15 protein-coding genes are annotated in these 13,661 nt (G+C 30.8%); 1 reads left to right on the top strand and 14 read right to left on the bottom strand.

The window, feature by feature from the left end; all coding sequences use genetic code 11:
- Positions 1-130: 130 nt before the first annotated feature.
- From ABXT67_RS07770 to ABXT67_RS07755, 4 genes are all read right to left on the bottom strand, one after another.
- Positions 131-1,579 carry a T9SS type A sorting domain-containing protein gene (locus ABXT67_RS07770; RefSeq protein WP_415376694.1) on the bottom strand — a complete coding sequence of 483 codons (1,449 nt, stop codon included), beginning with the start codon at positions 1,577-1,579 and terminating at the stop codon, positions 131-133.
- A gap of 162 nt (positions 1,580-1,741) precedes the next feature.
- The gene (locus tag ABXT67_RS07765; RefSeq protein ID WP_415376693.1) at positions 1,742-3,118 is read right to left on the bottom strand and encodes a T9SS type A sorting domain-containing protein; all 1,377 of its coding nucleotides are present in this window, start codon (positions 3,116-3,118) and stop codon (positions 1,742-1,744) included.
- Between the two features lie 55 nt (positions 3,119-3,173).
- Entirely contained in the window at positions 3,174-4,025 is an 852-nt protein-coding gene (locus ABXT67_RS07760; protein ID WP_415376959.1) for an IS3 family transposase, read from the bottom strand.
- On the bottom strand, positions 4,025-4,396 hold the full coding sequence (locus ABXT67_RS07755; RefSeq protein WP_415376692.1) for a transposase: 372 nt from the start codon (positions 4,394-4,396) through the stop codon (positions 4,025-4,027). Before ABXT67_RS07755 ends, ABXT67_RS07760 begins: the two co-directional genes overlap by 1 nt.
- Positions 4,397-4,778: 382 nt before the next feature.
- On the opposite strand from ABXT67_RS07755, the gene ABXT67_RS07750 reads away from it, so the two are divergent.
- Entirely contained in the window at positions 4,779-5,750 is a 972-nt protein-coding gene (locus ABXT67_RS07750; RefSeq protein WP_415376691.1) for an IS110 family transposase, read from the top strand.
- Positions 5,751-5,795: 45 nt separating this feature from the next.
- On the opposite strand, the gene ABXT67_RS07745 is transcribed toward ABXT67_RS07750, so the two are convergent.
- From ABXT67_RS07745 to ABXT67_RS07700, 10 genes are all read right to left on the bottom strand, one after another.
- Positions 5,796-6,995 carry a M23 family metallopeptidase gene (locus tag ABXT67_RS07745; RefSeq protein WP_415376690.1) on the bottom strand — a complete coding sequence of 400 codons (1,200 nt, stop codon included), beginning with the start codon at positions 6,993-6,995 and terminating at the stop codon, positions 5,796-5,798.
- A 263-nt stretch (positions 6,996-7,258) separates the two neighbouring features.
- Positions 7,259-8,443, bottom strand: a complete 1,185-nt coding sequence (locus ABXT67_RS07740) for an alpha/beta hydrolase-fold protein (RefSeq protein WP_415376689.1) — start codon at positions 8,441-8,443, stop codon at positions 7,259-7,261.
- A 213-nt stretch (positions 8,444-8,656) separates the two neighbouring features.
- Positions 8,657-9,661, bottom strand: coding sequence for an NAD-dependent epimerase/dehydratase family protein (locus ABXT67_RS07735; RefSeq protein ID WP_415376688.1), 1,005 nt, complete (start codon positions 9,659-9,661; stop codon positions 8,657-8,659).
- Positions 9,662-9,723: 62 nt separating this feature from the next.
- On the bottom strand, positions 9,724-10,293 hold the full coding sequence (locus ABXT67_RS07730) for a Crp/Fnr family transcriptional regulator (protein ID WP_415376687.1): 570 nt from the start codon (positions 10,291-10,293) through the stop codon (positions 9,724-9,726).
- 27 nt (positions 10,294-10,320) lie between these two features.
- Positions 10,321-10,929 (bottom strand): hypothetical protein, encoded by a 609-nt coding sequence (locus ABXT67_RS07725; RefSeq protein WP_415376686.1) that lies wholly within the window; start codon positions 10,927-10,929, stop codon positions 10,321-10,323.
- Between the two features lie 84 nt (positions 10,930-11,013).
- The gene (locus tag ABXT67_RS07720; RefSeq protein ID WP_415376685.1) at positions 11,014-11,751 is read right to left on the bottom strand and encodes a DUF6090 family protein; all 738 of its coding nucleotides are present in this window, start codon (positions 11,749-11,751) and stop codon (positions 11,014-11,016) included.
- A gap of 134 nt (positions 11,752-11,885) precedes the next feature.
- On the bottom strand, positions 11,886-12,197 hold the full coding sequence (locus ABXT67_RS07715) for a hypothetical protein (RefSeq protein WP_415376684.1): 312 nt from the start codon (positions 12,195-12,197) through the stop codon (positions 11,886-11,888).
- On the bottom strand, positions 12,198-12,620 hold the full coding sequence (locus ABXT67_RS07710) for a barstar family protein (protein ID WP_415376683.1): 423 nt from the start codon (positions 12,618-12,620) through the stop codon (positions 12,198-12,200). It abuts the gene before it with no gap.
- Between the two features lie 59 nt (positions 12,621-12,679).
- Positions 12,680-13,132, bottom strand: coding sequence for a UPF0158 family protein (locus ABXT67_RS07705; RefSeq protein WP_415376682.1), 453 nt, complete (start codon positions 13,130-13,132; stop codon positions 12,680-12,682).
- Positions 13,125-13,469: a DUF3024 domain-containing protein gene (locus ABXT67_RS07700; protein ID WP_415376681.1), complete on the bottom strand. Its 345-nt coding sequence runs from the start codon at positions 13,467-13,469 to the stop codon at positions 13,125-13,127. The genes ABXT67_RS07705 and ABXT67_RS07700 overlap by 8 nt, the downstream gene beginning before the upstream one ends.
- Positions 13,470-13,661 lie beyond the last annotated feature (192 nt).

The following is a 13,661-nucleotide window of genomic DNA, read 5'->3' as shown; positions in this document are numbered from 1 at the left end:
TGGCTATGATTGCGTTGCGGATAAATCCGATAGGATTTTTCGGCTAAGCAACGAATTTAATAAATAAGCTTGGATTTCCGAACAAATATATAACCGCAATGAATTATAGGTGTTGTTGGCAAAACGTTTTTTATTTTTTCACAATTTTTTTAAATACAATACTCCCATCTACAAATTTCACTTTTAATAAATATAGACCACTTTTAAAATTTGAGATATTATAACTATCAGTTTTATTATAATTTCTAATATGTTTTCCTGAAATATCATAAATTTTAATTTGTTCTATGATACGGTCTGAATAAATTTTAAAAACTGTTTCAATCGGATTTGGATATATTTTAAAGTCTTCTAAACTATTTTGATTTATACTTAGGTCAGGATTTAATATTGAATACCTAGATATAGCATATGAAATATTAGTTATATTACTTGTGGCACCGCCAATTAGAAAATTTTCAGAACCTTGAAATTTAAAATCGTAAAAAGATGTAAGAATACCTTCTATCATTCCATTATTCCCAAATGAATTGTCAAATTCACCATAAGCATCAAGTCTAAATAACCCTGGTCCATCATCCCATTGTTGAAAACCTCCAGATAATATTTTATTGTCATTTTGAACTAAGAAAGAATAAGATCTATAACTATGGCCATATATTCCATTGTTTCCAAAAGAAGCATCTGGTGTTCCATTCAAATTTGTTTTGGCAAATAGACCTTTAAAACCTCCAGCTTCACCACTCCAGCCTACAAATAAATAAAGAGAATTATTGATAATTTTTAACTCTCCGTAACCACCACCATAAATTTCATACAAGCCTATTGATCCATTTGAACCAAAAGTTATATCTAATTCTCCTTGAGTATTTATTTTGGTAAGCAAAACTAAAGTATCATTTCCAGCAGGTTCACTATATGCACAATATAACATTCCTTGATTATCAACTTGAAGGGCGATATCCCGACTTGCAGATGATAAATAAAAAAAGCCATTAGTTCCAAAAGTTGAATCAAGAATGCCATTTTGATCTAACTTAAAAATAACAGAATTATTTGATACTTTACCTCCTATAAAGATTTGGTTATCATACAATAATATAGATCTTGAAAAAGTCCATGTATTTCCAGAAATTGTAAAAACACCGTCATTAGAAAAAGATGAATCGAAACTTCCATCTAGATTAAGACGTATTATATTTAAAGTATTGTCCAAATTGGAGGAAATAACGATTTTCCCATCATCTTGAACATCAATTTTATTTAATGTTCCAAAATTACTAGGTAAGATTACAATACCATTAACTCCAAAGGTTGCATCAGGATTCCCGTCTTGTAATAACTTTACTACAATTTGCTCATAATTATCATTAACTTCCATATAACTTTTCCCAATTGAAAAAATATTATTAGATGGATCAACAACTATTTCATTACAAGAACCATAAAATCCATCTGGTGAATTAATTTTGAAAAATCCATTGTTACCAAAGGTTTGGTCTAAAGTTCCTTCTTGGGAATATATAGGAATATTAAAACAGAATAAAAAGGTTACAATAGTTAATAAAACATTTTTCATATCTTCTTGTTTATAATGTTTGCCAACGGTATTGTATAAGATTTGTGTGGCTTAAAATCTGTAGGATTTTCAAACTAGTACAAATGTTTATTGGCTGTTTTGGTTTTACAATTTTTCTTTAAAGTTAGCATAAATTTTATACGGTGTTGGCAAACGTATTTCTTATTTTTTTACAATTTTTCTTATTTCAAAATTTTGATTTATATCTTCTATTCTTAAAAAATAGATCCCTTTAGAAAGTCCTGAAATATTTATTTCATTTCTATTTTCATTTTGTTCCACTAATTGCCCAAGTTGATTATAAACCTCTATTTTGGTTATTTCCGTTTTGGATTCTATACTCAGTATGCTTTCTGTTGGGTTTGGATAAATCGATAAATCTAAAAAATCATTTGATTCTATAGATAGATTAAATTCATTTCTATACCAAGCAATAATATTATCATTGATTGATGCAGAAATAATATCTGTGTAGTTATCACCATCTATGTTTGATGCAAAAACTGAAATAGCTCCATCTACATTTTCTGAAACAATTATTTCCTCATTAAAGTTTCCGAAACTATCATTTACTAATAAGGTGATTTTATTCGCAAAATTAGATGCAACAACTATATCTTGATCCCCATCATTATCAAAATCAAAATTGAAAAGAGATTTTGCACCATCTAAAGTAGAAGCCAAAACTATTTTGTCACTGAAACCGCCAAGTCCATCAAGATTTTTTAAGCAATAAACTTCGTCACCATAAAATGATGCAACAACAATATCTAAATCTCCATCATTTTCAATATCTAAAGTTAGTATATCCTCTGGAGAACCAGCACTCATCAATATTGTTTGTTTTGGCCCAAAATTTCCGTTTCCATCTATGTTTTGATACCAGGAAATGTTATTTTCTGAAAAATACGGAAAGAAAGAATCATAAGATGAAGCAACTACATCCATATCTCCATCTCCATCAATGTCATTTACAGAAAAATAGTTTGGGCCCATTATCCCAGAAGCTATAGTTTGATTTGACCCAAAATTACCTTGACCATCGGTATTTTTTAACCACTGTATTTTAGAACCAGAATATGTGTCTGAATAAATAATGTCTTTATGTCCATCTCCATCAATATCCGCAGCTTGTACAGATAAAATAAAGTCATCTGAGGCTATAGTTTGCTCTCCACTAAAGTTACCTAATCCATCTAAGTTTCTGTACCATACAACAGAATAGCCATACCCTGCAATTATATCTATGTCGTCATCGTTATCAATATCAGCCGCAAAAACAGTTTGCAATGTACCATTATGAGTCTCTAAAATGTGTTGGTTGGTAAATGTTCCATTTCCATCAGAGTTTTCATACCAAATTAATTTATTGTCATTTTTTGACGTAGAGACAACATCCATATCTCCATCTCCGTCTATGTCTGCAGAGAATATTGAGTTTAATCCATCAAGGTTAGAAGGTATCACTTGAGAATTACTGTATTGTGAATAAATATTGTAATTCAAAAGTAATATTAAGAATAGTAACTTATTTTTCATTATTTAATGTCTTTATATGTCTTGTCCTGAAATACGGCTACAGGTTAAAATTGAATTAAGCTGATAATTTATATACCATATTCGGTGTTTTATAGTCTAAAGATAAATGTAATCTTATTTCGTTGTATAAATTAATTGCATTTTTTGCAGCTCTCTTTGCGTGACTCACGTTGTCAAAGGTTTGGTCTAAATAAAATTCATCTTTTAAGATGCCATTTACACGTTCTGCCATTGCATTTTCGTAACAATGATTTTCTTCAGTCATACTAATATCTATCTTTTTTCTTTTCAATATCTGCGTATATACATTGCTACAATACTGTATTCCTCTATCAGAGTGATGTATGAGTCTTTTAATGTTTTTAGCTTGATAAATGGCTTTATTAAGCGCTCTCACGCATCCTTTTAGTTCTAAGCTATCACTCAGGTCATAGCCCACTATTCTTCGAGAGTACATATCAGTTATTAATGCTAGATAACAAAATCCTTTTACGGTTCTAATGTATGTGATGTCAGATGCCCAAACCTGATTAGGTCTTGTTATTTCTATGCCTTTTATAATATTACTATACTTATAAAAACGATGATGCGAGTTAGTGGTTCTAGCACTGGTTTTCTTTCTAAGAGTAAGCATATTATGCTTTCTAAGTATTTTAAATAAAGTATCTCTACCAACTTTAATATTAGCATTAATAAACTCTTTATCTAGGGACCTAGTAAGTTTACGCACACCTTCTCTAGGAAGGAATTTACGTCTTTTTCTAACAATATTTATAATCTGTTGTTCTAGGATTAAACGTTTATCAGCTCTTTTTTTATGCTTGTAATACGCATTACGTTTAAGTCCAAAACAATTAGATATGGTCGTTAAAGAAGCAAATCCCTTAGATTTCTCTTTAGCTTTGATTAAGGCTTTATACTTAGCTTTTTTTTTAGTTCAGAAATAGATTTGTAGCCCAAATCTTCAGCAGCTACTTCTAGATAGGACTCTTCTACCATGGCATCGAGATCTTTTTTTAGTAGTAATTTTTTAAGCTGTTCAATTTCCTTTTGAAGCGCTTTAATTCTAGATATTTCGTCTTTAGTTTCCACTTTTACTCTGGTGTTCATTAAGTCTTTACGATTGTACTTTTTAATCCACACATTTACTGTTGTAGGTGCAATAGCGTAGAGTTTACAAAGTTCACTCTTTGTGTGTTTACCGATAGTAAGTTCGGCTAAAATTTTTAATTTAAAAGGTTCACTGTAACGTCTAATTACTTTGTCATTTCTATACATAATGTTTAAAATTATGTAGCCTTATTTCAGGACGGGTCAATATGTTTGCCAACGTTGTTGTATATGGTTTGTTGCGTGGTTTAGCACGTAATTTAGTAAATAAAAACCGAATAGAAAATCCGCGAGGATTTTCGTAAGTACGCTAGAACTAGCAATAAATTATATACGGCTTAAGTTTACAATCTATTATATTTAGCTAATAAACAGAAAGAACAAAAGAGAGGAATAAGGTTAATATATACGCAGAGACTATAGATCTCGTCAACATTGTAAATCCCCTCTCTTTTCTACACAGATTTCGAACAGTTCTATGAGGCTTTTAGACCTCGATTTTAAGTCGTTGAAACTCGCGTAGTCTGTCCTTTCAAAAACACATTTTCTTATGAATAAAGATATTAAATATTTTGGAATTGACATTAGTTATTTAGTTTTCGATGTTACGGATTCTGACGGTAATTACTATCAGTTTAAAAACAATGTAACAGGGTTTAAGAAGTTTATAAAACTCTTAGATATTAATAGTCATTGTGTGATGGAAGCTACAGGTTATTATCACTATCAACTGGCCTATTATTTACTTGAGTCAGGTTTTAAAGTATCGGTAGAGAATCCATTATCTGTAAAACGATTTATCCAGATGAAATTATCGAAGATAAAGACCGATAAGAGCGATTCAAAACTTATATGTGAGTACGCTAGACAGGTTGAGTTGAAGCTTTGGCAGGGTAATTCTAAGCATCAAATAGAATGTCTTCAAATGACAAGACTTCTTTCTGTATATACAAAACAGAGCACAATGCTAAAAAACAAATTACATGGAGAGACTGTTTTAGGTAATCCCAGCAAATTGGTTGTAGGGTCTTTAAAGCGAAGTTTGAAACACGTTCAAAAGGAAATAAAAACCTTGGAAGAAAAACTATTAATTTTAGTTAAACAAGTGCATCAAGATGTTTTAACACGCATAAAAAGCATCCCAGGAATTGGTAATAAAACTGCTTTGATGTTAGTTGTTTTGACAGATGGACTCGATCGTTTCACAAGTGCAAGCGAATTGTGTAGTTATGCAGGATTGACTCCATTGATCAGACAGAGTGGAAGCAGTGTAAAAGGGAGACCTCGAATAAGCAAAATAGGCAATCAAAAACTTCGAAATCTATTATTTATGTGCAGTTTTACCGCCTGTAAATACAACAAGGCTTGTCGGGATATTTATGAGCGAATCGTGGCAAAAGGAAAGAGCAAAAAATTGGCGTTAATTGCAGTTTGTAACAAGCTGCTAAAACAAGTTTTTGCAATAGCGAAATCAGGGTTAACATATGATCATACCTATAGAAGTACTTTAGTGAAAAATTAATGAGTTTTTACTTGTTTTTTAGCACAGTACTTTGTTAGCCTTTGTTTATTTTATTTCGATTAACCCATATCCAATTGGCAATTCATTACTTTTTTCAATTGGTCTTAATGAATCCAATGGAACGTGATTGTTATGAAATAAACTTGACACTTCTTCGGCTGAATAGTCTTTTAGTTGTGTGAATTCTTTAATGTGATATGGGATTCCTTCTCCGCCAAAGAATATATCGCTTTTGGACTCTAAATGAAAATGTAAATGCGGTAAGTCTGAATTTCCACTATTACCCAATAAACCAATTACTTGTCCTTTTTCTACTTTATCTCCAATATTTACTTTAAGACTATTCGGGATTAAATGTCCATAAAAAGCATAAATATCATTTCCAATATCTATGATAACATAATTCCCACCAATGGTCTCTCTTGTAATACGCACAGCCATTTCTTCAGATAGCGGTTCATTTTCTATCATACCATCCTTTACGTCTATAACAATTCCATCAGCAACTGATATTAATTCAAGTCCATAGGTGTGCCAATTTTTATTTTCTTTTGTATTATTTTTTGAAAATTCTTCATTATTGTTTACAAATATCCAATCAATGGCAAAGCGTTGTGGGTATGTTGGTCTTCCTTCGGCTAAAAATCTACTGTTTTTATGACCTTCGGCTTCATAAAGCCATTTTCCTTTTTTGTTAAATGGTAGTCCTAACGTAAGATTTGTTTTATCTGGAATATTTATGATTGTTGTTTCCATAGGGTACATCATAGATTCTCCATTCCCTTTTTGTACTTTAAAATGTAGTTTATGAAATATTTTTTTAGGGATAGTATTGCTCTCCTTGAACTCTAGGTTTAGATTAAGAATTCCAAATTGATTTGCAGAAATTAGATTTAAGTCATTTTCGTTGCTTAAACCTGGTCTGTCAAAATTTTCATTTATGTATATAGAATCAAATATAGCAATCGGTAATTCGGGCTCTAGTAAATTAAATATTTCAACTTTCCTTAAGTCTAAAGAGGCTTTGAAATTATTTAAAACATTCAATTCATAAGCGAGGTAAGTTTTATCATTTGCTTGAATTAGTTTACTCAAAAAAGAAACACTTGTTTGAAGAGGTAATCCAGATTTTTTAAGTCTTACTTGAACTTGTTCAATAGACTCCTCATTTGTTTTTTTTGATTCTTCACTTTTTTTACAACTTGTTATAATCAAGAGAAAACTTAATAAGATAGTATATTTCATAAACTTATTTTTATATGCTTTTAAGGTTTTTTTTTCAATTTATGCGAATGTTGAGAAAGTTGCTTTAGTAAGAAGACGAATAATATTAAATTTTGTTACTATTAGTTGAGTTTGTTTTAATTATTGCCAACGTTGTTGTATAAGATTAGTTGCGTGTTTTAAGCACCTAATTTAGCAAATAAATCACACATAGAAAGTCCGCGAGAACATTCATAAGTAGACTAAAACCAGCAATTAATTTTATACGGTGTTAGCACACGTATTTAATTTTTCAGTTCTTCCAATCTTTTCTTTATGTCAATACTTTTCGGATTTAATTTTAATGCTTTTTGATAAAAGCTTTCTGCCTTTATTTTATCTCCTTTAATTTTATAAGCTTTAGCTAAATTACTCCAAGCACTGCTCGATAAGGGATAGTTTTGAGTGTTGTAATTAAAGTAAAAAATTGCTTTTTCAATATCTGGTCGATTATATAGAAATAAATTACCATAATAATTAATTAGTCCTTCGGGCAAATAAATATTATAGCCAAGTCGTTCTGAAAGTTTAGAAAACTTTGTTTTTATCAGTTCTGGATTGGTGTACATTTCATCATAATTTACCATATGCCCTCTAAAAATATATTTCATACCATCAATAAATGAAATTAGAGGCATAGAATGATGATTCTCTTTTTTGTACTTATATTTTTTATAATCAAAACTAATATTAGTTGGAAGAGTTTGTTCAAATTCTTGAATAAAAGTCCATCCAGGATTATACTCTTCAGGGTAAACTTTATTCGAAACCCTATCTACGGTTGTGAAGAAAATATCTCGTTTAGAACCTTTGTATTCTTTAGAAAAATTCTTGAGACGTTTCATCATTACCTCATTGTCCCACCACGCACTAAAATCAATTACTAAATAAGAGTTAAATGTTTCAGGAATTGAAAATAAAGCTTGTAAAACAGGTAAACCTGTAAATGAATAACCTACAAAAGTCCGATATGAATTAGTCCTGTATTTATGTTCAACAAATGGAATTAACTCTTTTTGAATAAATTTCAGAAAGTCATCTGCACCTCCACTAACTTCTAATCCTTTTTCCGCTTCCTTTGTGTAACCAATTAAGGAATTTGTAGGAGAAGAATCTTTAACTCGGTCTTGACTCGTAATCCCTATAACAATCATTTCAGGTATTTGTGGACTAGCATCACTACTTAATTGTGTAATTACTCCTGAAAATGAATTAAAAAACTTTCTTCCATCTAAAAGATATAGTACAGGGTAATTTATATAATTATTTTCATTGTAAGAATTAGGAAGGTATACTGAAATTTCTCTATCTGAATTAAGTATTTCAGATTTGATTGTTAATCTTTTTCCAATGATGATATCCTTCTCATTTTGTCCATATGATGTATTAAAAAAAATTGTTAATATTAGTAGGGTAAATAGTTTTCTCATTTTTGTTTTTATGTGTGCTAACGTTAAGTATAAGAAACGTAGGGCAGTTAAAAAGCACTTTCGTTTCGGTTTGTTACTTAGCTAAATATAAATATTTTGCTTTTATATTTCCATTAAAAGTTAAATTTTATATTTAGTGGACTTTGTAAATAGCCATAAACTTTCGGTTAAGCCACAAATGCCCTATGTTTTTTATACCTTGTTGTATGCCGTTTATTTCCTTCCCCATTCATTCTTCAAATATTCCAGCGCATCTATAAATGCTATTTTCGAAGGTTTAGGATTATAGCCTAATTCTTCCTTTGATTTTGTGATATCATAATCTTGTTTTAAGCCATAAAACATATCTAAGTAATGTCTTTGCAATTGTGGTTCTTTCCCAGTTATTTTACTTGTAAACTCCATTAAACCTGCTACGGAGTATAATAAACATTTAGGAACTTTTTTGGGTGTTTTTAATTTTAATTCAGGGTATAATTCAGAAGCTATTTTTACACTTTCTTGTAAAGTGGTATGCTGTTCGTTCGATAAGATGTAACGTTCTCCATTATTACCTTTTAGCATAGCTTTGTATGCACCAAAAGCTACATCTTTTACATCTACCCAATTTAGGGTAACATTGGTATCTACAGGGATTTCTCCATTTAAAATTTGATAAACAAGATTGTTGGAATAGCTCAATTTATAAGCTTCACTACCAATCATTGCAGAAGGTAAAATTACTACAGTTCTGATTCCATATTTTTCCCCTAACTCAATAGCAAGTTTATCAGAATCATTTTTAGAGTTGTAATACCAGTTTCTCCTGTCATTATTATAGCCGTTATCTACATTTGCTGGCAATCTTGTAAAGTCCAAAGATGCTACTGAACTTACGTATACAATATTTTTAATACCACATTCCTTTGCGATATCAAACACATTTTGAGTCCCCTGTACATTGTTGTCATAAATTTCAACTTTAGGATTTTTAGCCCACATACTAAAGTTTGCGCCTACAGCATATAGGTTTGTAATTCCTTTAAAAGCTTTTTTAAGTGATTCTCTATCCGTAATATCTGCTTGTACTACTTCACAATCTAATCCTTTAAAAGGTTCTTGATTATTAATGTTTCTTACTGTTGCTCTTACTTTTTGGTTTTCAGAAAGTAATAATCTAACTAAGTTATTGCCTAAATGTCCGTTTGCACCTGTTACTAATGAAATTTCGTTGCTCATAATTATATATTTTTTGTTTGAGCAAAGTTCAACAGTAATTACAGGTTTAAAAATAACATTTGTTAGAAAGTGATTTGTTTGCGAATACGACTTAAAGATTGAGGTTCCATACCTAGGAAAGAAGCGATATTCTCTACAGAAACGTTTAAAGCTAATTTTGGACTTTGTTTTAAAAATTTCAGATAACGCTCTTTAGCAGTCAAAACCTGAAAATCTTTAACACGTTCTACCTTGCCGCTTAAGTGCTCGTTGGTTACATTCTTTACAAAATCACTCCAAAAAGTGGTATCTTCTTGTAAAAGTTCGAAGTCAGGCTTAGAGATTTTTATCAGTTTACAATCAGTAATGGTTTCGTAATAGTCAGAGGAGGCGGTTTCGCTCATAAAGCTATCTAAAGATGTGAAGAAATTCTGTTCGGATACTAAATGCTGAACAACCAATTTACCATCTATGTTTTGATACCCTTTTACAATTCCTTCGCTTAAAAAATATACGTATCGCTCTACACTTCCAGCCTTTAAAAGGCTTGTATTTGATGGAACATTAATTGAAACAAAATGTTTCTCTATTAGCCTAATTTCATCGGAGGTCAGAGAAATTCTTGATTTAATATAATGTAATAAGTTTTTCATTTGTTTTATTTAATGGCATACAACGGTTTAGCTATGAGCAGTAGCGTCCCGAAGGGCGCTATTGCTTATAGGTTTTGTTGGCGTGTCGTTTTTTATTTCTTTTTCAAAATTGTCCATTACAATCCTTTCTAATTTTCTATTCCCGAACCAATGAAATGGAGATTTCATATCGTGCAATCCGTAGCTTGTAGAGTTAATCAAAATGTCTTGTCGGTCGTAAATTATTACAACTTGCCGTCCCCAATTTGTCGACAACCAACTCCAAGGTGGCGATATAACAGATACTTGTTGATTGTGAATCTGTAAAGTCCAACCGAGTTTTTCTGTCAAGTCTTTAATTGCTTGTCGATTTCGGTCTTTTAATTCACCATTCAATCGTTTAAGTCTGTCAAGATTAAGTATTGAATAGAGTAGAAGTCCACCGAGAATAAAAGCGAGTCCAAATAGAATTGAAGCTCCTACTAAATGGTCTTTTTTTTCTAATTGGTCAAAGAAGAAAAAACCTGATAGGATTGGGTAAGCACCAACTAAAACGACATAGGAGAAAAAGTCAATTATTGGTTCAATCAGCCAAGTCTTTCTAACAACTCGTTCCTTTTGTTTTGATTTTGGTATGTCGATTTTATCGTGTCTCAATTTTGTCGTTTTTCAAATGCACGCCAACGTTGAGTATAAAGGGCGTTTTAATGCCCTTTATACATTGTTGTGCTTTCGTTATTCTTAATCAGCTATTTCTATTTTTTCTAATAATATAGATGCTGATTTTTTATATTCTCTTAATAATGGTAAAAAATTTTCAATCGCTATCAATCTAAAGGTGACAACCTTATTTTTAAAAATTCCATTTTTTGCAAAAAATTCTATCGTTCTTGGATTGTATTTGATATTCATATAGTCACGGTACCAAGAGAATTGCTCAAAATATTTTATATTATTAAATGACTCTTCCTTTAATTTTTCAAGTACCATATTTAAAGGTTCTGCAATTTTATAGAATTGAATAATTTCATTTGTACGGTCTTTATTTCCGCTTGTGTTAAAGTCATTATAGGTTTTAATTAATCCTATACCTTTATCTTGAATTTCAAAGGAAATAAAATTATTTATATCTCTTTGGCTCGGAATAAAATCCGAATAATTATTAGCATTAATTGAATCCAAGGGAATAATTGAATACTCTCCTTTAATCATTTTTTCAAGTCTTAATTCTAACTGTTCATATTGCTTTATAACATAATCTATATTTAAGAGGTCAGACTTTAGGTTTGTTTCAACTTCATTGTAAATATTATTAAGTTGATTTTCGCTTTTTTTATTTTCATTCCAATTATTAATGGACAATGCTATCAAAATTCCAATGACGACAAGAATAATTTCTCCGATTGCATAAGTCAGATATTTTCCGAACTTATTTTCAGTCAGAGTTTTTTGTCTAATTTTTCTAAAGAATTTTATCATTGGTTAGCGGTTTGTCATAATGAAGCACAACGTGTTTGTGTATGGTTAGTGGCGTGTTTAAGCACCTAATTTAGCAAATAAAAACCGAATAGAAAATCCGCGAGGATTTTCGTAAGTAGGATCTAACCAAGCCATTAATTATACACGGTGTTGGCAGTAGTTTTTATTTTTCGTTTATTTTTATTCGTCAAATATTTATAAATTCCATATCCGAAAATTCCGCCAATAATTAGTGAAATTATCAAATTCAATAAATTCGGACTTGGATGTCCATTGTCAGCAGGTCCAGCACTATAAAAAAGATTCATAAAGGAATTCATTTCGTTAGTGTGATAATAACAGATGTCTGGAATTAATAAATCATAAATTAGCGTAAAACTAATCAGACACATTAAAATTCCGCCAACCGAAATAAAAACCCATTTTAAAGTTTTGCTTTCTTTCATTTAATTGTCAGTTGCGATTATCAAATTCGGCTTTTCTCCGACCTTTATTTTTCTGTAATTAACAAATGCTCCACATTCCAAAATTGCGTTAAATAATTCGGGTTCGTTTTCTTTCAGGTATTTTCCGTTGTCAATTTGTAAAATAGTTGGTTCGTCAGTCAGTTCGTCCACGCAGTCAATCCAAGCATTCATATTTTCCCCATAATAATCTGGAAAGTTCATTTCTTTCTTAAATTCAGAGTGGAATGTCTTCCAATTTTTTAATCTTTTTCCTTTGATTCTGAATGTTTGCATTTCGGTTCTTAAATTACTGCCAACGGCTCGTATATGAAAAGTAGCGCTGAAAATAAGCGATAACCTTTCGGATAAACACAGAGCCGAATTTTTATATTTTGTTTTTAACTTTTCTATTCTAAAAGCCAAATTTAAAAATTTGGCGACTTCGAAAAAACGCAAAACCTTTGTGTTAGCAATGACTTGCGCTATTTTTTATATACATTGTTATGTGCTGGCTTTTCGCGCTCTAATTCCTTTTCTACTCTTTTTTCAAGTTCATTTTGTTTGAAATCAAACCAACCTTGTCTGTAATCAGAATGGTCAATTAAATGCTTGAAATTTTGGAATGGCTTTTTATTCGCTAAAGCATTTTCCAATTCCGATTGAAGTTTTTGATCGCATAATTGACCAACAAATCCTTCCATAATTTTAAGCGACTCAAAACTTTCTAAAGTCTCAATTTTTATAAAATCCGCTTTATGTTTTTCCACTTTGTCTAAACTGTCACTAAAAACCTCTTTGAAGTCTTCCTCGTCAGAAAATTGTGAGAAGTTTGGAATTGCAACAATTTCATCAGTTTTGAAATTGTAATAGCACTCAAATCCGCTATCCAATTCTTGTGCAATATTCTTAACGATATTTTGTTTTGTATTATCCAAAAAAGCAGCCGTGTTTATCTTCTTTTATTATTTCAGTTAATTTTTCTAAGTATGATGACTCAGGAAAAGGCTCGTAAATCTCCCACTTTCCGCTTGCACGCATCCAATATAGATTCCATTCTCGTCTTGACTTATAAAATCTAATTTTGGCAAACTCATTGTTTTGAATTTCATTTGGATTATTCCAAAAAGGTCTTATTTCATAAAGTAATATTACTTTACCGTCATAAGAATATCCGATATCGAGTTGCTTTCTTATTTCTTTATCTTCTGGTCGTAACGATTCTACAAACTTTTTAATAGTCAATTCGTTTATGTCAATCGTGGTGTTTTTCATTTAGTCACTATGTTTTTTTCGCTTGCACATAACGGATTTGCATATGAGCAGTGCGGAGGAAGAAAGGCATTAGCCTTTCGGACGGACACGAGCTGATTTTTACAAATTTCGATTATTAATTTTTTTGGCAATAAGTCGAATTTGTAAAAATTCGGCGGTCTCCCAAATATACCCTAACTTTTAATTAAGCAC

This window comes from Patiriisocius sp. Uisw_017 (genome assembly GCF_047731265.1).
Classification (GTDB): domain Bacteria; phylum Bacteroidota; class Bacteroidia; order Flavobacteriales; family Flavobacteriaceae; genus Patiriisocius.
Note: the sequence above shows the minus strand (reverse complement) of the source record. Positions and strands in the feature narration are given on the sequence as shown.

What these genes read in the sequence shown, in the direction of transcription:
- ABXT67_RS07755 (WP_415376692.1), bottom strand. Translation starts at nt 4,396, where the DNA reads ATGTATAGAAATGACAAAGTAATTAGACGTTACAGTGAACCTTTTAAA.
- ABXT67_RS07740 (WP_415376689.1), bottom strand. Translation starts at nt 8,443, where the DNA reads ATGAGAAAACTATTTACCCTACTAATATTAACAATTTTTTTTAATACA.
- ABXT67_RS07770 (WP_415376694.1), bottom strand. Translation starts at nt 1,579, where the DNA reads ATGAAAAATGTTTTATTAACTATTGTAACCTTTTTATTCTGTTTTAAT.
- ABXT67_RS07700 (WP_415376681.1), bottom strand. Translation starts at nt 13,469, where the DNA reads ATGAAAAACACCACGATTGACATAAACGAATTGACTATTAAAAAGTTT.
- ABXT67_RS07730 (WP_415376687.1), bottom strand. Translation starts at nt 10,293, where the DNA reads ATGAAAAACTTATTACATTATATTAAATCAAGAATTTCTCTGACCTCC.
- ABXT67_RS07745 (WP_415376690.1), bottom strand. Translation starts at nt 6,995, where the DNA reads ATGAAATATACTATCTTATTAAGTTTTCTCTTGATTATAACAAGTTGT.
- ABXT67_RS07715 (WP_415376684.1), bottom strand. Translation starts at nt 12,197, where the DNA reads ATGAAAGAAAGCAAAACTTTAAAATGGGTTTTTATTTCGGTTGGCGGA.
- ABXT67_RS07735 (WP_415376688.1), bottom strand. Translation starts at nt 9,661, where the DNA reads ATGAGCAACGAAATTTCATTAGTAACAGGTGCAAACGGACATTTAGGC.
- ABXT67_RS07765 (WP_415376693.1), bottom strand. Translation starts at nt 3,118, where the DNA reads ATGAAAAATAAGTTACTATTCTTAATATTACTTTTGAATTACAATATT.
- ABXT67_RS07720 (WP_415376685.1), bottom strand. Translation starts at nt 11,751, where the DNA reads ATGATAAAATTCTTTAGAAAAATTAGACAAAAAACTCTGACTGAAAAT.
- ABXT67_RS07750 (WP_415376691.1), top strand. Translation starts at nt 4,779, where the DNA reads ATGAATAAAGATATTAAATATTTTGGAATTGACATTAGTTATTTAGTT.